The organism is Stieleria varia, assembly GCF_038443385.1.
Taxonomy (GTDB): Bacteria; Planctomycetota; Planctomycetia; order Pirellulales; family Pirellulaceae; genus Stieleria; species Stieleria varia.
In genome coordinates this window covers 513,798-534,944 of the sequence record NZ_CP151726.1, presented here as the reverse complement: position 1 = coordinate 534,944, position 21,147 = coordinate 513,798, and the positions used below count along the sequence as shown (strand labels likewise).

11 protein-coding genes are annotated in these 21,147 nt (G+C 55.3%); 7 read left to right on the top strand and 4 right to left on the bottom strand.

The features are described from left to right. The first annotated feature begins 16 nt into the window (after positions 1–16). Complete coding sequence (locus Pla52nx_RS01970; protein ID WP_197454212.1) at positions 17–3,679, top strand: beta-propeller domain-containing protein; 3,663 nt, start codon at positions 17–19, stop codon at positions 3,677–3,679. 316 nt (positions 3,680–3,995) lie between these two features. Here the strand turns inward: Pla52nx_RS01970 and Pla52nx_RS01965 are convergent, their stop codons facing one another. After that, positions 3,996–4,421: a hypothetical protein gene (locus Pla52nx_RS01965; protein ID WP_146518034.1), complete on the bottom strand. Its 426-nt coding sequence runs from the start codon at positions 4,419–4,421 to the stop codon at positions 3,996–3,998. 267 nt (positions 4,422–4,688) lie between these two features. On the opposite strand from Pla52nx_RS01965, the gene Pla52nx_RS01960 reads away from it, so the two are divergent. Next, on the top strand, positions 4,689–7,166 hold the full coding sequence (locus Pla52nx_RS01960; RefSeq protein WP_146518033.1) for a DUF1592 domain-containing protein: 2,478 nt from the start codon (positions 4,689–4,691) through the stop codon (positions 7,164–7,166). Between the two features lie 8 nt (positions 7,167–7,174). Next, positions 7,175–8,497, top strand: coding sequence for a DUF1552 domain-containing protein (locus Pla52nx_RS01955; protein WP_146518032.1), 1,323 nt, complete (start codon positions 7,175–7,177; stop codon positions 8,495–8,497). Positions 8,498–8,600: 103 nt separating this feature from the next. Here the strand turns inward: Pla52nx_RS01955 and Pla52nx_RS01950 are convergent, their stop codons facing one another. Further along, positions 8,601–9,428, bottom strand: coding sequence for a 3-keto-disaccharide hydrolase (locus tag Pla52nx_RS01950; protein ID WP_197454210.1), 828 nt, complete (start codon positions 9,426–9,428; stop codon positions 8,601–8,603). A 303-nt stretch (positions 9,429–9,731) separates the two neighbouring features. Here Pla52nx_RS01950 and Pla52nx_RS01945 point away from each other — a divergent pair, with 303 nt between their 5' ends. Next, the gene (locus Pla52nx_RS01945) at positions 9,732–12,251 is read left to right on the top strand and encodes a sulfatase-like hydrolase/transferase (protein WP_146518030.1); all 2,520 of its coding nucleotides are present in this window, start codon (positions 9,732–9,734) and stop codon (positions 12,249–12,251) included. A 1,067-nt stretch (positions 12,252–13,318) separates the two neighbouring features. On the opposite strand, the gene Pla52nx_RS01940 is transcribed toward Pla52nx_RS01945, so the two are convergent. Continuing rightward, positions 13,319–14,884 (bottom strand): IS110 family transposase, encoded by a 1,566-nt coding sequence (locus Pla52nx_RS01940; protein WP_146518029.1) that lies wholly within the window; start codon positions 14,882–14,884, stop codon positions 13,319–13,321. 294 nt (positions 14,885–15,178) lie between these two features. Between Pla52nx_RS01940 and Pla52nx_RS01935 the strand changes: the two genes are divergently transcribed. Beyond that, the gene (locus Pla52nx_RS01935; protein ID WP_342190326.1) at positions 15,179–15,871 is read left to right on the top strand and encodes a transposase; all 693 of its coding nucleotides are present in this window, start codon (positions 15,179–15,181) and stop codon (positions 15,869–15,871) included. 51 nt (positions 15,872–15,922) lie between these two features. Further along, positions 15,923–16,354 carry a hypothetical protein gene (locus tag Pla52nx_RS01930; RefSeq protein ID WP_146518027.1) on the top strand — a complete coding sequence of 144 codons (432 nt, stop codon included), beginning with the start codon at positions 15,923–15,925 and terminating at the stop codon, positions 16,352–16,354. Positions 16,355–17,068: 714 nt separating this feature from the next. On the opposite strand, the gene mutL is transcribed toward Pla52nx_RS01930, so the two are convergent. Beyond that, complete coding sequence (mutL, locus tag Pla52nx_RS01925; protein WP_146518026.1) at positions 17,069–19,147, bottom strand: DNA mismatch repair endonuclease MutL; 2,079 nt, start codon at positions 19,145–19,147, stop codon at positions 17,069–17,071. A 142-nt stretch (positions 19,148–19,289) separates the two neighbouring features. Here mutL and Pla52nx_RS01920 point away from each other — a divergent pair, with 142 nt between their 5' ends. Next, positions 19,290–20,873, top strand: a complete 1,584-nt coding sequence (locus Pla52nx_RS01920; RefSeq protein WP_231741638.1) for a sulfatase — start codon at positions 19,290–19,292, stop codon at positions 20,871–20,873. Positions 20,874–21,147: the final 274 nt, after the last annotated feature.

Below are 21,147 nucleotides of genomic sequence, written 5' to 3'. Positions count from 1 at the left end.
GATCAAATACGAAGGCATGACGATTCAAGAGGCGATTCAACGGCCGGTGGGGATTTTCATTTCATATGCTCGGGCGGACGGTCTGGACTACAGCCGGCGACTTCGAGAGCGATTTGAACGCGAGTTGCCCGACAGCCCGATCTGGCGCGATCACGAAGCAATGGCGGCGGGAAAGCGTTGGTGGCCACAGATTGAAGAAGCTTTGGAGGCTGCGCAATGCATGGTTCTGCTGCTGACACCCGGTTCGTTGAATTCCATCTATACGACGCGTGAATGGCGTTATTGTCGACAAAACGCCATCCAAGTCATTCCCGTGCGTGTGCCCGGCGTGACCTTGAATCATGGCGACGTACCACCGTGGGTGAGTGCGATTCATTGGTTCGACTTGGAGAGCGATCAGGATTGGGAGAAGTTCAAGTCGCAATTGCGCAATCCCCCACCCGTTGACCGCATTCCGTTCATGGCACCCGATATTCCGCAAGGTTTTGTCGAACGTCCGGTTGAATATGAACGGCTGTTAGACCAAGTGCTTCATGCCGATCAAGGAAAGCTTACCGCCGTCAGTGCATTGCACGGCGCGGGCGGGTTTGGCAAGACAACTCTAGCTGCACGCCTCTGTCATGACGACCGTGTTGTGACGGCATATATCGATGGAATTTTGTGGGTTACACTAGGTGAAGTTCCGAACGTACTGCGGGAACTGTCCAGTCTGTACGGTGCGCTCACTGGGCGGCACCCTGGATTTGAGAGTGAGTATGAAGCTGCCATTGCCGTGGCGGATCATCTTGAACACCGCCGTTGCCTCCTTGTCATTGACGACGTCTGGAACCTAGCCCATCTCCAGCCGTTTCTCCGGGGCGGAAACAGTTGCCGTCGGCTAATCACGACGCGAAAAGCTAACATCGCTGTCAGTGCGGAATGTGAAGCACCGGTACTCGTTGACGAAATGCAACTCAGCGAAGCCACCATGATGTTGAGTCAAGATGTGGCATCTGAAGTCACGCCAGCGCTGAAGCAGCTTGCTCAACGATTAGGCGAATGGCCGTTAATGCTCGAACTAGCCCGAGCGGCGCTGCGGAGTCGAATGCGGCCTCCCAAAAACGAATCATTTGAGACCGCCTTGCGGCACGTCGATAAGCTGTTGGAGCGGCGAGGAATCAAGGGACTGAAAGTCGCGGACAACGCCTCTCGCCAGGCGTCCATCAGTGCGACCATGGACATCAGTCTGGAGAACCTCGATGCGTCAGATCGACAGGCGGCAACGGAACTCGCTGTCTTCGCCGCCGACCTGGAAATCCCGCAATCGGCCTTGGAAGCTCTATGGAACGTCGATGATTTCGATACTGAACTTAGGATTGAACGCCTAGCGGATGCCTCGCTTGTTCGTCAGCAAGCCGAACACGGAACGATTCGTCTGCATGATGTCGTTCGCGAGTACTTTGAAACCAAACTCTCCGACCGTGCGTCGTTACACGCACGGCTAGTTGCCAATTGGGGGCCAAGTCACACGCTGCCCGATCGATTCGCCTGGGAATGGTACGGCTACCACCTCCTGTCAGCCGGTGCCGAGCAACGCATGCAGGACCTAATCCTTGATCCGAGCTGGCTCGAGGCAAAACTGCGAATAACCGGGCCCAATGCGCTCATCACGGATGCTGAACGATTGCAGGCACATCCGGGCGTAGCCCAAGAATCCGTCGCGACAGCCGGACTCGTGCGAGACGCGATTCGCCTCTCTGGTCATCTTACGGCGCAGTCGCCTGAGCAGTTCATGAGCCAACTGGTTGGTCGCTTGACGATTGCCGCCACTCGTCATCCAGCGTTGCGCGGACTGATTCGACAAATCTCGACATCACGGCGGCAACCTGTACTGCTGCCCAGAACAAGAGTGCTGAGCCAAGTCGGTGACCCACTCGTGCGGACCTTGCAAGGGCACCGCGGCGCGGTAACGAGCGTCTGCGTGACACCGAACGGTCGACACATCGTCTCCGGTTCGGAAGATCACGCGTTGATTGTCTGGGAATCGGAAACGGGACGGCAGGTACGCTCTCTCGGCGGTCACTCCGATTTCGTTAGCTGTGTCGTTGTGACTCACGCCGGTGATCGCGCTGTGTCGGCGTCGCTTGATCGAACCATCCGCGTCTGGGACCTCGAGACAGGTATTGTTACCCAAACATTTCATGGACATGTCGACCAGGTGACAAGCGTCTTGGTCACACCTGATGACAGGTATGTCGTTTCGGGGTCACTCGACGAAACGATCAAAGTCTGGGATCTGACGCAAGGAAGGATAATCAAGACGCTTGAGGGACATGGGGCCGGCGTGAATTGTGTCTGTGTGACCGCAGATGGAAGGCACGTCGTTTCTGCATCAGCAGATGGTTCGCTCACCGTCTGGGACTTGCCGTGGGGTCAGCCAATTCGCAGGTTGGTGGAACATGAGGGGCCAGTGCTTGCCGTATGCGTGACCCCGGACGGACTCCGCGCGATCTCCGCCTCGGCGGATCGGACTTCGAAGGTCTGGGATCTGTCACGTGGATGTTGCGTGAACACACTTGCAAATAACGGCGAGGCGGTTACAAGTCTGGCAATCAATCGAAATGGTCGATGTCTCGTAACGGCTACGACAAATGGTTTGTTGACCACCTGGGATCTGGATGAGTGGCGAAAGATGCGGACGATCGACGACCGAAGCGGTGTGTTGAGCGTTTGTATGACACCTGATGGTCGTCACGCTGTCACCGGCGGCCTCGATCAATCGCTCAGAGTCTGGGACTTGGAGGTTGAACCCGAGGTGGTTCCTCGACCGGCGCACCGCAGTACGATTTCCAGCATATGTGTGACGCAGGACGGTCGTCAGGCGATCTCGGCGTCGCACGATCGTTCTCTCAAAGTCTGGGATGTCGAAAGTGGAGTCGAGATCCTTTCGCTTACGGGACACGTCGGCTGGGTCAATTGCGTGTGCGTAACTCCGGACGCTTGTTTCGCGATCTCCGCGTCGAGCGACCAGACGCTTCGGATCTGGCAACTTGCATCAGCTAGTACACCGCTTGCCCTCAAGGGACACGACATTGCCGTGAGCAGCGTGTGTGCGATGCCGAACGGCGCGCATGCCGTTTCCGCGGCATATGATAAAACTCTCAAGGTGTGGGATTTAAAAAACGGGCAAGCGATACGTTCGCTTCAAGGACACGAGGGAGCAGTGACCTGCGTGGCCGTAACGCACGATGGTCAGCATGTCGTCTCTGGCGCTAGCGATCACACGCTAAAGATTTGGGATTGGGCGAAAGCACGCGAACTTCGTACGATGGTAGGACATGTCGCCGAGGTAACTCAGGTTTGCGTCACTCCCGACGGAGCCCACGTGGTCTCGGCATCCACGGATCACACGCTCAAGGTCTGGGACCTAGCGTCTGGACTGAATACTAAGACGTTGACTGGGCACCAGGCGGAAGTCACTTGTGTCAGCCTGACGCCTGACGGGCGATATGCCATCTCCGCATCATTCGATCGAACGCTCATCATTTGGCGTCTCGACCGCGGGGAGCGTATTTCGACTTTCACCGCCGAATCTCAACTTACAACGTGTATGATTAGCCCAGATGGCCGCACAGTTCTAGTGGGTGATTCACTAGGCCAACTGCACTTTTTTACGCTGACGGGAATGGAGGAACTATAGTCCTCGTTCCCCAACGACCAACGGCACGTACGCCTGGGTTGCAAATGCCATCTTGGATAGCAAGTCCATCCCTGGTGTAGAGAGTGAGACGACGAGCTTGACATTCCGCACAGATCAGGTATGGCAGCTCAAGGGTTCATCACGCGTTCATGCTCGTGTTCAGTCGTACGTCCCCTGAGACGGCGCTCGTACTCGCAATCGCTACACACGAGCCACACCACTTACACGTATTGGCTTTGCGCGTCCAATGGCTGGAGTATGGACGCGTTAAGACGGCCCTTCATTGCGATCTGACGCAATCGATCGCGTCAGCATTCTATCGTTGACGCGGTGTGCGATGAATCTTCACTGATGGCAACTCCTTCGCTTCATCACCCCTTGAGTATCTTTCAGGGTGCTGTCGCCGAATGGCCTTTGCCGAGATGTCTTGATACGCAAGCCGAAACAACGCAATCGCGGAACACAAACAAAAGATCACTCCAAGGGCGAGGATCGAATTGGTGAAACCATCCCCCATCCATCGGAGAAGAGCAAAGTAGCATGCGGCCATGGAGATAAACACGAGTAGGTCACCAAGTGAGAACCGACGTGTCTTTCGCAGGAGCAATGGCTCAAAGATGAGCTTGAGATCACCGAACGTGTCTCGAACGCTCAACAGAATGTAGAGCAATCCAACGAGGGCAAGACCGGCCGCCAGCAAAGCTCCACGGGTATGAATCAATAGATCAAGCATTTCCGACATCCGAGGGACCGAAAGGTGTCAGCAAACAGGGCTCAATCGACGAGGCCACGGGGCGCGCATCTGGGCCAAACCCGATTGCTGTAACTGGGCTCAGACCTGACTGTGGGTCGCGGGCAGCAAGGACGTTTGGCTGCTATACTGTAGGTCCTGCCTGAGAAGCCCCAGCCTAAGAAGAACCTGCCTGAGACTCTTTCCTCACTCGTTTTATCAAGCTTGGAATCCTGCTGCTGGCCCCACCGCGGCTTGCGGATCTGAGCCTTCGTCCGTATGTGCAAACGCTACTTTCCGATCCGACGCCTCCTCGTGCTATTGGTCATCGTGCGTTTTTGTGTGTCGCCGCCTGCAATGGCAAGCGATTCATCGCACGAGGTGTTTGAGAGTGATGTGCGACCAGTCTTGAAAGGTCTGTGTTACCAGTGTCATGGGCCGGCCAACAACGAGAGCGGCATTCGCCTGGACCAGCTCAATCCAAATATGGTTGAGGGAAATGATGCCGAGTCCTGGCATGATGTGCTCAATCAAATCAGCCAAGGAGAAATGCCTCCGGCCAAAGCAACGCAGCCATCGCCCCGTGAGCGGCGACTGTTGACCCAGTGGATCGGTTCGGCACTGCGTGAAGCAGCTGCGGCGAAGCGTTTCAAGGATGGACGAGTGTTGACGCGGCGTCTCACGCGATACGAATACGCCAATACGATGCGTGATCTGCTGGGAGTCGATTTGGACTTCGCCCGCAACCTGCCACCAGAACCGGTCTCACCGACAGGATTCCTGAATGACGGTGCGACCTTGGAAATGTCGCCCACGCAAATCGAAATGTACTTGGGCGTTGCGCGGCGCGCGTTGGCCGAAGCGATTGTGATAGGCGAACGTCCAACGTTGCACGAATTCTCCCAGAGGACGACGGCGATTGGCAATCTTCCGACAAAGAAAGTCGCCGGCCACCAACCGGTAAACCCGGAGTTCATCTTGGACTTAAAGGAGTTTCCTCGGCACGGAGAGTTTGAGCTGAGTATCACGGCCCAAGCTGCAACTCCCAACAACGAAGCGTTTCCAAGGATGCGAGTGTCCCTGGGGCACGTGCCGGGCATCATTCATGTGCCGCGTGGCCAAATCGGCGAGATCGATGTTACAGAAGAGCTGCAGACTTATACGCTTCGCGGGCGGATGGAGGACTTTCCGCAACCCGGTCCCGTGTCGTTTGGGAACTCGGGTTTCAAAGGCATGATCGTGATGATCGACTTTATTGACGCCGATGGGAAAGAGCTCCGTTATCCCGATCGGAAGTATGCCCAACGCGCACCCCAGCCGAAGAAGAAGGGTGAGGCCAAAAAGGAGGAGAAAACAAAGTCCGAGGAAGATCGCCAGCCGGTTCCATTTGGAAAGCGGCTGGAGGTCCGAGTGACCGCAGTCGAATTCAAAGCCCCGGTTTACGCAAGTTGGCCGCCACCGAGTCATCAGCGTTTGCTGTTTGAATCGGAACATGCGGACGACGAGTCGCGTTACGTTCGCGACTTGTTGCACTCATTCATGACGCGTGCCTTTCGCCGTCCGGTCACGGAAGACGAAGTCGAGCAGACGGCTGGGCTGTTTGACACGATTCGCCCGCAGTCAGAGTCGTTTGAACAGGCGCTTCGTGAAACCTTCGCTTCCGTTCTGGTCTCTCCGCACTTTCTCTACATTGTTGAGCAGGCCTCGCGGCAATCCGAAAACAACCGCGTTACCGATTGGGAATTGGCGTCACGTCTGTCGTATTTCCTCTGGAGTACAGCGCCGGATCAAACGCTCTTGGACTTGGCCGGCGAAGGCAGGCTGCGGCAACCGGACGTGCTCGGGCAACAGGTCGATCGAATGTTGTCAGACGATCGATGCACGCAATTCGTTCAACGATTTGTCGATCAATGGCTTGACCTGGATGCCTTGAATCGCGTCGCGGTGAACCCGGAGTTCTTTCCCGACTTTGATAACAACCTGAAGCATCAGATGCGGAAGGAATCGCAAGTTTACTTTTCTGAGATTCTGCGCGGTGACCGCAGTGCGTTGGAGTTGCTCGATTCCGATTGGGCCATGTTGAACCGTCCATTGGCAATACACTACGGCCTGACCGGACCTCGTTCCAGTCAGTTTGAGCGTGTCGCTTTGGAGCCGGGCGATCGACGCGGCGGATTACTTTGGCAAGCAGCTTTTCATTTGGCAAATTCGAATGGCGAGGACTCGCATCCGATCAAACGTGCGGTTTGGATCCTGGATCGTCTGCTCGACTCACCTCCGGCGCCGCCGCCACCTGATGTGCCTGAACTGAATCCGGAACGCCCGGACTTGGCAAAGCTAACATTGAAGGAACAACTTGCCGTGCATCGAGAGAAGGAGTCCTGTGCCAGCTGCCACAACGGGATTGATCCGTGGGGCATTCCGCTTGAAAACTTTGATGCGGTAGGTCGCTGGCGAACGGAGATCCCGGCACACAAAAAGCGGCCGCGAGTATCCGTTGACGCGAGAAGCGTTTTGCCTGACGGTGCAGAAATTGAAGGTGCTCGGCAGCTGCAACGGTATCTTCTAGAAGATTGTGACGAGAGGTTTGCCCGTTCTCTGGTGCGCAGGCTGATGGCTTACGGGCTGGGCCGTACACTCGATTTCGGGGATCGCCAGTCTGCCCAAACGCTCACCCAGCAATTCATCGAGAAAGATTTCAAACTCAAGTCGCTGATCAGGGACTTCGTCCTAAGCGATACCTTTCAAACGAAGTAGTAAGTCGCATGAAAAATTCATGGCAACTCAGTCGGCGCAGCGTTTTCCGAGCCGCCGGGGTCAGCATGGCGCTGCCGTGGTTGGAAGCGATGGGCGCACCGAGTACTGCTCTGCAGCAGCAACTCCCTCGACGGATGTGCGCGATCTTGTTTCCATTCGGGATTGCAATGCCCAAGGATGACGCGGAAGATCGCCAGTGGGGATGGTTTCCAACCGGAAAGGGAAAGGATTACCAACTGACCAACGTATTGCAGCCGTTGCAGCCATTGATGGACAACGTGTCCATTTTTAGTGGCCTATCACATCCTCGCTGCCGCGCGATGAACGGACACGATACGGGAGACACGTTCTTGACGGCAAACCATCTGGCGCCCGTCACTTATCAAAACACGATTTCACTCGATCAATATGCGGCAAGTCAGATCGGCCAAGAAACGCGTCTCGCTTCGCTGACGCTTTCGACCGACGGTGGTGTTGGGCCGCGAACAAGAACCACGACGCTTTCTTATACCGATAAAGGCCAACCGATTCCTGCGTTGTCGGATCCCAAGCAAATCTTTGAACGTTTGTTTGGTCAGGACGGAGCCAGCAAGCAAGACCAAAGCAAACTTCAGAATTCCGCGAGCATTCTCGACTTGGTCATGGATCAATCGAAATCGCTTCAGCGAAAGCTGGGGGCCGCCGACCAACGCAAGCTTTCCGAGTTTGAAACATCGGTGCGCGAGGTGGAGCATCGCATCGAACGAGCGAGCAACTGGTTGAACATTCCGCTTCCCGAGGTCGACCGTGATTCCATCGACTTGGACGCCACCATCGATGCACCTCGTGAGTATCTGAAAGCGATCTACGATCTTCAGTTCCTAGCCTTCCAGACGGATTTAACGCGAATTTCCACTTATCAGATTGGAAGCTACGGTCCGTCGCGTGCAAGAACGTTTCCGGCTGCCCTGGGATTGAAACCTGACTGGCACGGATTGGCGCACGCGGCGGGAAAGAAAGGTGGGCCTGAGAACATCGGACGATTCGACCAGTTCTTGGCAGAAAACCTGGCCAGATTTCTGACGAGGTTGCAGGAAACCCCTGAGGGTGATGGAAATATGCTTGACCGTACCCTGGTGCTATACGGAAGCAGCAACAGCCGGACGCACCAGAATCATAACTACCCGCTGTTGCTTGCCGGCGGCGGCGGGCTTGGACTGCGACACAATCAGTTCTTGCACTTCGACGAGAAAACCCCCATGTCCAATCTCTTCGTCACGATGTTGCAAGCGTTGGGAATGGAGACCGAGAGTTTTGTCGACAGCACTGGGTCGCTAGACGGTTTGACCTAATCGAACCTACGACTTTCGAAAAATCAGCAGAGTGCGAAACGAGTTCGCGGCTCCTCTCAGCGGCGAAAACGACTTCGTTTTGACCTTCATGTTCATGGCTACTTCACTGGTCATCCTGCTGCAACGTTCTTACTCTCACGTCCTTCCAAAACACTCGCTTGCCGGCTTCCCAATTCTTACCACCGTGGACCTGGAAACCGATCGAACCAGCTTCCAGTACCACTTCTCTCGCTCGATCACGGTCAAACTGTGGATGTTTCGTCTTGGCAGCATCGAAGCGGCAGACAGCGAGGTCGTTGACCCAGACTTCGATGACGGGCAACTGTCCGCCAGTGACTCGAATGCGCATTTGATTCCAATCGTCGGGGTTCCAGACGGCCAGCCATTCTTCTCTGGAACATGTCTGCTCATAAACACCACGCGGCCAGTTCCTGGTACGCACGTCGTCAATCATTTTCAAAGGCGGTCGCTGGGGATCAATTCGAGAGAAACCGAAGGGGCGAAACGGCACGCTGTAGGGTTTTGTTTCTAGTCGGATGTGACCAACGTTGCCGTTATCGTGATGGTCGACATAAACTTGCCAGCCTCCGCCTCGCTCACCTGTTCGTACGAAGACGCCACTATCTGGTCCCCAGTCGGGACGTAGCGACAATTCCAGTTCAAACTCTGAAAAGACTTGATCCGTCAGCAACAGTCCGCCGTTTCCAGATCCGGGCGGATCCTGTTCGCCAAAGAGGACTCCGTGTTTGGTGACGTCCCAGTTTCCGCCAGTTCCGTGCTGCCCCCGCAGTTTCTGTTTGTGCCAGCCGGTGAGATCCTGGCCGTTGAAGATCGAAATCCAGTCTCCGGATTTCGAACGTGTGTCCTGTGCAGCGACGGGACAAACCGTAATCGCCACGATGCTGCAAAACCAAATAACAAACTTCGACATGTCAGAATTCACTCTCTGTGTGAACATCTCAAACGGTAGTGGGATTCGCCCGAATTCCTTTCGTACAGGTTTTCTGGCGAAATCCATTACGCCATCTCTTGATGATGCGTTCCTAAATTACCCTAGTCGAAGAACTGACACGAATGGCAATAGGTAGCGTCAAATGGAGTAAATTGGTGCGGATCGCCGCCGACATCGGCTAGCGATTCGGTGCAAGCAGCGATGTGCTCCCCCTGATCACCCGCCATCCTTTGCCAACGCCGTTGAACATCAAGTGCAATAGATTCTTCCAATAGGTGACTCATGCATTCTCACATCCGACTTTTCTGTTGCCTGTTGCTCGCTTCGCTTTGCCAACACTCACTTGCATGGTCAAGTTCGCCACCTAATTTTGTATTCATCATGGCGGACGATTTGGGTTGGGCAGACGTTGCCTTTCATGGTGGCAATGCGCCAACGCCACGTTTGGATCAACTGGCAAACGATTCGCTTGAACTAACACAGCATTACGTGGCACCGGTGTGCAGCCCAACACGAGCGGGGCTTTTAACTGGACGATGCTGGAGCCGATTCGGGATCACGACGCCAACCAATTCGCTGGCGCTGCCAATGGATACGGTGACGATGCCACGAGCCTTGAAAACACAAGGCTACGACACGTGTCTTGCCGGAAAGTGGCACTTGGGATCGCTGCCAAAGTGGGGGCCGAATGAGTTCGGATTCGATCATTCATACGGTTCGCTGGCAGGAGGCGTCAGCCCGTGGAATCATCGCTACAAGAAAGGCTCATTCACCTTTGCCTGGCATCGCAATCAGCAGTTGATCGAAGAGTCAGGACATGTCACTGATTTATTGACTGATGAAGCCGTGAACTGGCTCCAGTCGCGTGGTGCAGAGCCATTCTTTTTGTACTTGCCATACACTGCGATCCATCTGCCTCTGAAGGAGCCGAAACAGTGGTTGGATCGCGTTCCAGAGTCAATTTCCGGCGAGGTGGCGCGGCACTATGCAGCCTCGGTGATGCATCTGGATCATTCGGTGGGGCGAATTCTTGACGCATTGAACCAGAAAGGGTTGCGTGAAAACACGCTTGTCGTCTTCACCAGCGATAACGGCGGTAGCACGGTCGAAAACAACGACCTGAAGTATCCCGATGACAACTGCCCCAATGGCCGACTCACAGGAAACAATCAACCGCTGCGAGGCCAGAAAGGTGATGTCTACGAAGGTGGAACGCGAGTACCGACGATTGTGTCTTGGCCGAACAAGATCGCGAAAGGAAAGAACGGGACGCCGGTACAGATCATCGACTGGATGCCGACGTTTTGTTCGCTCTCCGGTTTCAAACCGGAGAGTGATCTGAAATGGGATGGCACCGACTTGTCGGGACTATTGCTGAATGGGACCAAGATTCCTGATCGTGCGATCTATACCGCAGGACCGCGACTGCGGGCATCGTCACTGCGACTGGGTGACCACAAGCTGGTGACACACGGCGAGGGCGAATCACGCACCTCAGAACTCTTCAATATCGCAAAGGATCCAGGTGAAACTCAGGATCTCGCCAAGCAGCAACCCGAGCGATTTCAAACTCTCCTTGCCAAGCTCAAAGAGTACGCCGCTGCGGATCGCGATTCGGTTGCCCAGGCAAAACCGATAGATGACTCATTGATCACCGCAATCACAAAGCAAACCCTATGGAGCAATCGTGATGGCAAGAGCCGTACTTGGTTTCACCCTCGAGTCTGCATGATGCCTGACTCGGACGGACGCCCCATCGCGATGATGAACCTACAGGAAATTGGTGGCTCGGATTACTTTGGGCCCGTTCATTGGTCAGCCTCAAGCGATTTGGGACGCACCTGGAGCAAACCTCAGCAGATCCCTTCTCTGGGGCGAAAGCCGGTTTCTGGCCGAGACGACGGGCTGATGGCCGGCGTCTGTGATGTCACTCCGCAATATCATCCACAAACCGACACCGTACTCGCACTCGGTCATGTGGTGTTCTACAAGGGAGACTACTTCGCCAGAAAGGAACAGTTGGCTCGGTATCCCGTTTATGCGACTCGGGCGAAGGACGGCACGTGGTCGGAACGCAAGATCCTGAAGTGGGACGATCCGCGCGGCGCTCATATCTATTCCAACAATTGTGGACAGCGCGTTGTGCTGCCAAGTGGAGACGTGCAAATGTCGTTCACGTTTGGCCCGAAGGCGGAGGATCGAATGGTTGCCGGCGTTCGCTCGAGTTTCGACGGCAGCGAACTGAAGGTAACCGAGGCGGGGCCTGCACTGCACAATCCCGTAGGTCGCGGTCTGCTCGAGCCCAGCGTCACGAAATTCGGTGATGATTTCTGGATGACAATCCGAGCCGAAGACGATCACGGCTACGTGAGCGTTAGCAGCGACGGGCTGAACTGGGAGGAAAAAAAGCCCTGGTCGTGGGAGGACGGTACGCCTCTATCAATGTCCACAACTCAGCAACACTGGCTGACTCACAGCGACGGATTGTTCCTCGTTTACACTCGAAAAGACCCCACCAACGAAAACGTGATGCGTTGGCGATCGCCGTTGTGGTTGGCTCAGGTGGACGTGCGTCGGCGTTGCCTGATCAAATCGACTGAGCGCGTTGTTTTGCCACTGGTCGGCGATGGCGTGAATGATCCCAACAAAGTCGCTTTGATGGGCAACTTCGATGTGACGAATGTCAGCCCGCACGAATCTTGGGTCACGGTCGGCGAATGGATGCCACGCGACGGCTATCGCGGCGATGTGCTTCTTGCACGCATTCACTGGTCAAAGCCGAACCGTCTCCCTCTGTGGTGAACCCTTGCTCTTGGCTTGAATTCACAAATAAGGGTGACGCTTCGCGTGGGGTCAGACTCGGGTTTCGGGATTCAACTTGCTCGCGGTCGCAAAGCGACGGCGTGTTACCGGCCTTTTTGATGTCGCATTCTTGGCCGAACTGAGATCGGATGGTTTCCTTCACAGGCTGTGACTCATTGTTCACGGTCTACGTAAGATGGATTCTTTGCTTCCGCCGGGCTTGCCCCGGTTCGGAGCAACAACTGGCAGCTACCGTCAATACAATCGCATTTACTTCCCCACCGCCCGCGAATCGCCAAAGGCGATTCGCGGGCGGTGGGGAATTTTTGTTGGCGTGCGCAATTAGCCGTCAGATGTTTCCTCCGCCGAGACAAGCTCGACGGAAGGAGCTTCTATTCAGAAAAAGGAGAACGGGGTTTTATTCGAACCTCCTTGATCACGGACTTGCCCGTTCCGGTGCTTACGACCACCAAGCACAAGCCACCTTGTTGGCTGTGGACGGGTAGCGTGTCGTGGATTTCTTGCTTGTGGGAGAGCAGTTCAATGTCGCCCACGGCGAAGGGGTCTTGGGTGAGACCGAAGTAGGATCGAATCACATTTGGAAGTTTGAAGTTGGCTTTTCGTGCTCGAAGTCGCTTGGGATGGATGCGTGTTGGGTGAAGCAAGTTTCAGCGCTGAGCCCCCTCATCCCCAGCCCTTCTCCCCAAGAAAAGCTGGGGGAGAAGCACTGTCATGGCCGAACTTCGTTTCGTTTGTGATTGCGCGATGTGCGCGAACCGGTAGCGGCATTACCTCACGGTAACTTTTTTGCGACTCAAAGTCCAATGGCTTGTCGGCTGCCGAGCACGTCTCCGTCAGCTTGGATGGTTCAGTCTCGCCACCCTGGTAGATATCCGAAGCTTAGAAGCCTCACACTGTCTTATCCGGCGTTTGAACCGCTGACAGAGCACCACGCTTCTTCCACGGGCTTGTTGACCGCAGCTGTTCTCACAGCCACGCCTGCCCTCGGGAGCCGATTGATGTTGTCAGTGTGCCACCTGCGCAGCGTTGACAAGCCAATGCGGGCCCTAAGCTTCGGACGAACTTGATTCTACTTTAGTTTCCTGAAGCACTCCAAGACGAATCAATAATGGGATTAGTAAATCTCCGATTGAGGCTGCCCCGCGACGTTTTTTTTGAGCCATTTCCAACAGCGGTTTGGCTTCGTCGCCATACGTAGCCTTGGGAAGCCACTTGAAGGCTTCGTTCATGTCGGCAACCACTTCGTCCAAAGGCGTGCCGTGGGCGCGATGGAATTCACGCAGTTTGAAGAGCAGGTTTTCGCGGTCGATTCCTTTGCCACGCCAGACTTGTCGTCCGCTGACGATTTGAAATACCATCCGATTAGCTCGGTTGGCCATTCGACATAGGCGGTCCATCGTTGCAACACCGCGATTCTTCAAGACTGCAGCTAGGCCACGGTAAAAGGGGTGGCACTTGATTAGATTTTTTGCAATCAGGATGCAAGCGGCTCGCAGCCGACGGTTACAGTTTTTGGCAACGTGATTGGTGCGGTCCACTTCATCACTTTGGTAACGTGTGGGATACAATCCTGCACGACCATTGATTGCAGAGTGAGAGGCATAGTGTTCGATCGGGCCGGCTTCTCCGGCGAGTTCACCAGCCGAAACGACATTGATGCCGGTGATCGACAAGAGGAGGATATAAGGCGTTTTCACAAGGAAATGAGCCATTTCGATCTCTGTTCCAGTGATCTGCGTACTCAGTATCGTGTGGATCTCTGCAAGCTGTTTCCACTGCTCGGTAAAGAGACACTGCAACACAACTGGCTCTGCGGCCTGTAGGCTCCACGCATAAATCTTATCGAGAGTACGTTCCTGAAAACGGATCTTCTTCTTTCGCAAGAAACGAGCCATCCCACTGGACTTGGCTTGCTTAATCTCCTCGGCTGACGAGAACGGTTTTGCAACCGCAAATCCGATCGCATTGTAGAAGAACTTGTCATCCTCCCATAAGTCAGCGTAACCGGGCATCGACTGATGCATCAGTGCTCGCACCTGAACCTGAATTCTCGATCGCTGCTTTACCAGATTGCGTCGGTGACGAACAAGACGCTGTAGGGCAAGATACGTTTCATCGACCGGTAGGATCGAAAGACCGTATCCGTTGACTGCAGCATGGAAGATCGCTTCGAGATCATTGTCATCGGTCTTGCTGTCGGGATGCAGTGCCTTGCGGTAGTGGGATGATGCAAAAGGGTGGACGATGCGAGTCTCGACACCCGCTTTCTGAAATGCCGCAACGATCGGCTTGTGATAAATCCCCGTCATTTCAACCGCTGCGATACAGTCGACGATCCCTTCTGCCTCGCAAGCGATCTGGATTTGCTGTGTCATTGCAGCGAGGGAACCTGCGTTGTGCTCCACAGTCGATGGCTCGATGATGACGCGGCCAAAGTAGTCGCACAGCAACCATTTGGATCGACGTTTCGCACAGTCAACCGAGACGATGCCAAACCGCTGTGGCGTGGCTTCTAGAACTCGTTGCTGGATCACACCAGTGGGCTTTCCGATGTAGCGTCGTTTTGCAGATTTTTTCTTGCCGTTTGATGTAGACTTAGTCTTGGTGGCCATCTGAATGTCTCCATGAGTTGGAAGGGTTAATAGTTCTTCCAATGGAGCATTTGGATGGTCCCATATCTACTTTTTCGATGATTTGGGGGCATACCAGGGAGCCAGAGTGGACGAGTGGTGCGAACAAGAAAAGGTTCCAGGACTGAATTTTGATTGCGGAGAGTGTGGCTGGACGTTTAGCCCTTTGGGGCTGGACAAATCAAAGGGGTCAAAAATCAAAGGGGTCAGGCCTCTTTGTTTTGGGTTCTTCGCAGGTCACGCTGTGTCAAACGTCCCTTTTCGGAGAACCTTTCCATGCCCCGACCACCACGTGCCGATGAAGCGGGCGGTTTGTATCACGCGCTGAATCGCGGCAATTTGCGAGCGACGATTTTTCACAAAGATGCCGACTACGCTGTTTTCGAGCGGATCCTGCATGAAGCGTTGCAAATTCACCAAAACGAGTTGTATTCCTTCCAGTTGATGCCCAACCACTACCATCTGGTTCTGCGACCGTTGGTCGATGGGGAAATGAGTCGATTCATGGCGTGGGTCGGAGGAACGCACACGATGCGGTATCATTCGCCCTACCACACCGGCGGCACGGGACATGTTTATCAACAACGATACAAGAGCTTTCCTTTCCAAGACGATGAGCATTTTTTCGTGGTTTGCCGGTACGTCCAACGCAACGCGTTGCGAGCGGGTTTGGTCGAGCGAGCGGAGGACTGGCGTTGGGGATCGCTATGGCACTGGCTGCACGCTCCGGATCCGAAGCTGCTTTCGCGCTGGCCGAAATCGCGGCTTCCCCGTTGGACCGAGCGAGTCAATCAATGCCTCAGCGACGAAGAATTGGCCGCGTGCCGCCTGTCGGCCCAACGTGGCAAGCCGCTGGGCGATGAGGGATGGGTTGAAAGCATTGCCCGCCGTCTTCATCTGGACTCGACCATGCGACCGAGGGGCCGAAAGCGGGTCCGGTTCCCGGAAAATCCCAACAAAGAGGCCTGACCCCTTAGATTTCAACTTTTCTTCACAAACAATTGAAAGTGTGACAGACTGATGGACTCTCAATCGTTTTCGACTTTGTATGTGATAGGTATGTTTGCGTCCTTGTCCGTTTTGGGTAATGCTAGAGTGAAGGGCTCTGGAGACGAAGGGGCTGGCAACAATATCAATATCTTTGAATATCGTTTTGACGATTCCAAAATCGATAGAGGTATTCGTCAAATGATCGCGATTGTCTCATTGTCAATCTTCGTTATTATTGCACTGAAATTTGCAGGAGCAAGGCCGTTTCCGAAGTCAGATCTGATGCTGGTGACTGCTGACTTAATTGGAGCTGTTGTTTCCGGGTGGACATCAGCTGGCACCATCATCGCGTTTATTGCTTGGTGGCAGGGTCGAAGGCTAATGCAGATGGCTAGCGTGGCATACCTGATCTTAGTGCTCGCGACTCTTTTGTATGTTTGCCGAATGGGGGCAGGAGGGTGACGTGGGGTCAGACTCGGGTTTCGGGATTCAACTTGCTCGCGGTCGCAAAGCGACGGCGTGTTACCGGCCTTTTTGATGTCGCATTCTTGGCCGAACTGAGATCGGATGGTTTCCTTCACAGGCTGTGACTCATTGTTCACGGTCTACATAAGATGGATTCTTTGCTTCCGCCGGGCTTGCCCCGGTTCGGAGCAACAACTGGCAGCTACCGTCAATACAATCGCATTCACTTCCCCACCGCCCGCGAAACGCCAAAGGCGATTCGCGGGCGGTGGGGAGGTTTTGTTGGCGTGCGCAATTAGCCGTCAGATGTTTCCTCCGCCGAGACAAGCTCGACGGAAGGAGCTTCTATTCAGAAAAAGGAGAACGGGGTTTTATTCGAACCTCCTTGATCAACTTTTTTTGAAGGTCGTTCCAGCCACAGGAGCGGTTCACCAAATCTGGCTTCATCCACCAGCACTTCCTTCTGTCAGCCCGTTTATCCTTCACCTCTCCTTGTCTTCCAATCACTTGATCTTTTTGCCCACACATTTTTTTGCCCAATCTATCCTCAGCCCGGTCGAAGGGCTCTCGATAAAGTGCTGTGTCCCCGGAAGCTCCCGAAAGCTGTGGCCCCAGAAGCCTATGGGGCTGACGAGAACGCCGGAGGTCGGTGTGATGGGGTACGGAGTTCAGTGCTGAGCAACTGAAGCCTGGACAGCAGCGCCGATGGTTTTACTGGCGTGCGCGGGGGCCTAGGCGGCCGAACATGCGGTCCAGTTCGTCTCGGCTGAAAAACAATGCGGTGGGGCGACCGTGGGGGCAATGGTGCGTGTCGTTGTACAAGTCCCGCTGCTCCAACAGACTTTGGATCTCTTGCGGACGCAGCGGATCGCCGGCTTTGACCGCCGCCTTGCACGCGATGGTCGAGAGCATGTGGTTGAGCAACTCAATGGGTTCCGGTGGACGGCCTGCGCCCAAGACGGATTCCATCAGAATGCGTAACATGTCCGCCGGCGATGTGTTCTTTAGCATCGCAGGATAAGATCGAATCACGATCGTCTCGCCACCGAACTCTTCGACCACCATGCCGATCTTGGCAAGCGTTTCTTGATGTTCCAACACTGCGGTGCGTTCGGCCGGTGTCAACGAAACCGGTTCGGGGACCAACAGTCCCTGCGACTCCAAAGCTTCGCCGCTGCCAAGCACTTTGGCTTTGACTCGCTCGTACAACACGCGCTCGTGCAACGCGTGTTGATCGATCACTACCATTCCCTTTTCATCTTGAGTGACCAAGTACCGATTGTGAACTTGGAATCCCAGGTAACAGACAGCGGGCCGCTGCAAGTCGATGGCTCCATCAACCGGCGCTGCACTGGACGAGGACTCCGTGGCAGGATCGATATCCCAGGGAGCAAGTTCCCCCGCCGCACTCGCATTCGTGTCGGCCGATGGCACCGATGAACCAGTTGATGCTGCACTGCCATTCGGAAAATCATCCGTGGGTGAACCAAAGGAACGATTGCCCATGGACCCGGGGAACGGTTGAAACTCGGGCACACCCGAAGCAGGAATTCCCAGTGATCGCCCCGCGGCACCGGGCATTGCGACCGTGCTCTCGGGCGTGCTGCCCGCCATCGTATGCTCACTCGTTGATTGCCCCGTACGCGCCCAGTCGATCACCGATTGACGGTGTGCCTGTTCGACGCGAACGGACATGCCCATCTCACTGCGAACCGGGTCTGCCAGGATCGCATCGTCACCAGAGGCCGGTGTGGTCGCCGGCCCGACACGTTGTGTCATGTCGGTCTTCAAGAACTGGTGACGCAAGGTTTGCAGCAGTCGGCTGTAGACTCGCCCGCCATCGGTGAATCGCACTTCCAGTTTCGTCGGGTGAACATTCACGTCGATCATTTCCGGAGGCAGCTTCATTCGCAAAAAGCAAACCGGGTGACGACCGACCATCAACAGCCCCCGGTACGCTTCGCCCAACGCGTGCTGTAACGATCGGTCTCGAATGTGGCGACCGTTGAGGAACAAGTACTGCATCCTCGCGTTACCTCGACTGACTGATGGATCGCAAACGTATCCGTGGATCGAGATCTGGGAATCATCACTCTCGATCGGTATCAACGAATCGGCAATCTCGCCGCCAAAGAACGCTTCGATACGTTGGGACCATTGATCCACCGGAGGCAAGTCGTAAAGCGGTTTGTCGTTGTTGGTCAGGACACAGTGGATGTCGGGATTGGCCAGCGCCAGTCGTGTGAATGACTCGACGATGTGACCGCGTTCGGTTTGCGCCGATTTCAAGAATCGGTGACGCACCGGAGTGTTGAAAAACAAGTTGCGAACTTCCATCACCGTGCCCACGGGGCATCCACAGGGCGCGAGCGGTTCGATCACGCCGCCGCGAACTTGCAACTCGGAACCCGCATCGCTTTCGGAGGTCCGACTGCGAATCGTCAAGTGCGACACGCTGCCGATCGACGCCATGGCTTCGCCGCGAAACCCCAACGTCTTGACCGAAAACAAGTCGTCATCCTCAGGCAACTTGCTCGTCGCGTGACTTGCGACCGCCAGCGGCAATTGTTCGGCCGTCATCCCACAACCGTTGTCGCTGATTCGAATCAGCTCACTGCCACCCCCCTGGATTGTGACTTCGATCCGCGATGCCCCCGCGTCGATGCTATTCTCCATCAACTCTTTGACGACCGATGCCGGTCGCTCAATGACTTCGCCTGCAGCAATCTGGTTGACCAAATTGGGTGGCAATTGACGGATGGTCGGCAGCGGTTTTGTCGTGATGCTCATTTCACCAATTTAACGTCCGAGACGAAATTGCCAACCGAACACTTTTGCTGGCATTAGCACTTTTACGACACGGCCAGGCGAGGTGACGTCAAGTATCATGTGCGTCCAGCCTTTCTGCCCACCTTTGTTTCCGGAGAAAACCGTGAGTTCACGAGTCCGTTTGTTCCCCGCCGTTGTTGCGGTCGCTTTGTACTGTGCTATCGCGACCAGTCACCTCAGCGCTGCGGATCGTCCCAACATTGTGTTCATTCTCGCCGATGACTTGGGCTGGCGAGATCTCAGCGGCGAAGGCTCTGAGTTTTACGAGAGTCCGAACATCGATCGCATCGCGGCCGATGGGATGAAGTTCACGCGTGGTTACGCGACCTGCCAAGTCTGCAGTCCTTCGCGTGCCAGCATTTTGACGGGAAAGTACCCGACCAAGCATGGCGTGACGACTTGGATCGGCGACCGCGCGGGCGAGGAATGGCGAAAGGCGAACCGGCATGATTCCCTGTTGCCACCTGAGTACGATCGCGCCCTTCGCGCGTCCGAAATCACGTTGGCTGAAACGCTGCGAGATGCCGGCTACCAAACTTTCTTTGCGGGCAAATGGCACCTCGGCGGCGTGGACTCGCGACCGACATATCATGGATTCGAAATCAACAAGGGTGGATTCGAAAGCGGCAGTCCCAGCGGCGGTTACTTCTCGCCCTGGAAGAATCCTGAACTGCCATCCGGTCCAGACGGACAATCGTTGCCGATCCGCTTGGCTCAGGAAACGGTCGACTTCATCGACACACATCGCGATCAACCCTTCTTGGCTTATCTGTCGTTCTACAGTGTGCACGGTCCCATCCAGACCACGCCGGAGTTGTGGCAGAAGTATCGAGACAAAGCCGTTGCGATGGGCTTGGCCGAACAGCGTTTTGTCTTCGACCGACGTTTGGCCGTCCGCCAAGTCCAAGACTGTCCGATCTATGCCGGGATGATCGAATCCATGGATGACGCAGTGGGCATGGTCTTGGCCAAACTCGATGAACTGAACTTGAGCAAGAACACGATCGTTTGTTTCACGTCCGACAACGGTGGCGTTTCCTCCGGCGACGCGTTCTGCACCAGCAACCTGCCGCTGCGTGGTGGCAAAGGTCGCCAGTGGGAAGGCGGCATTCGCGAACCGTTCTACATCAAAGCCCCCGGAGTGACGAAACCTGGCTCGACCAGCGACATTCCGGTCAGCGGTATCGACTGGTACCCAACCCTGTTGGACCTGGTAGGCGTGGATGTCCCGGCCGATCAAGACATCGATGGTGTTTCATTGACGCCGATTCTCCATGGCAAAACGATCGCCGATCGGCCACTGTTCTGGCACTATCCGCACTACGGCAATCAAGGCGGTGAACCGTCGTCGATCATCACGCACGACGATTGGAAGTTGATCCACTACCATGAAGACGGACGCGATGAGCTGTATCACTTGTCGGATGATCCAGCCGAAACCACCGATGTCGCGTCACAAAATCCCGATCGAGTACGATCACTGAGGGCCGAGTTGGATCAATGGCTTCAGTCCAGCGGCGCGGTCATGCCGACTGCGGACCCGCAATTCGATGCTGCCAAGCGAGAGGAGAGGACTCAAAGCCTCAAAACAACCGGCATGCAACGCTTGGAAAAACAACACGCCGGATTTCTGGACGCCGATTACAAAGGCCCCGACAACTGGTGGGGCAGCGCGGGCAAGAAGTAATCGGGCGCACCGGCGCACCACTGATTCAGGAGAGTGCCGGTTTTGTCAAAATCTGGAATGCAAGGGTGAGCCGTTTGGACGCTAATGGTATGTGACGGCTAAAAGTCCAGGGTTGGCCTGGACTGCTCAAAGTTTGCTGTTGACACGTCTTGTTGAAGCCACCGTTTTATTCCCCGTGCCACCTCCCCCAAGGAACTTGGGGGAGGTCGCGCTTAGCCGTTTAGGCGAATGCGAGGGAGGGGGTATGGGTGAAGGAATAGGCTCACCAACGCGG

Coding starts and splice junctions, on each gene's coding strand:
- Pla52nx_RS01970 (WP_197454212.1), top strand. CDS start 17: ATGACGATTCAAGAGGCGATTCAACGGCCGGTGGGGATTTTCATTTCA.
- Pla52nx_RS01965 (WP_146518034.1), bottom strand. CDS start 4,421: ATGTCGGAAATGCTTGATCTATTGATTCATACCCGTGGAGCTTTGCTG.
- Pla52nx_RS01960 (WP_146518033.1), top strand. CDS start 4,689: ATGTGCAAACGCTACTTTCCGATCCGACGCCTCCTCGTGCTATTGGTC.
- Pla52nx_RS01955 (WP_146518032.1), top strand. CDS start 7,175: ATGAAAAATTCATGGCAACTCAGTCGGCGCAGCGTTTTCCGAGCCGCC.
- Pla52nx_RS01950 (WP_197454210.1), bottom strand. CDS start 9,428: ATGTCGAAGTTTGTTATTTGGTTTTGCAGCATCGTGGCGATTACGGTT.
- Pla52nx_RS01945 (WP_146518030.1), top strand. CDS start 9,732: ATGCATTCTCACATCCGACTTTTCTGTTGCCTGTTGCTCGCTTCGCTT.
- Pla52nx_RS01940 (WP_146518029.1), bottom strand. CDS start 14,884: ATGGCCACCAAGACTAAGTCTACATCAAACGGCAAGAAAAAATCTGCA.
- Pla52nx_RS01935 (WP_342190326.1), top strand. CDS start 15,179: ATGCCCCGACCACCACGTGCCGATGAAGCGGGCGGTTTGTATCACGCG.
- Pla52nx_RS01930 (WP_146518027.1), top strand. CDS start 15,923: ATGGACTCTCAATCGTTTTCGACTTTGTATGTGATAGGTATGTTTGCG.
- mutL (WP_146518026.1), bottom strand. CDS start 19,147: ATGAGCATCACGACAAAACCGCTGCCGACCATCCGTCAATTGCCACCC.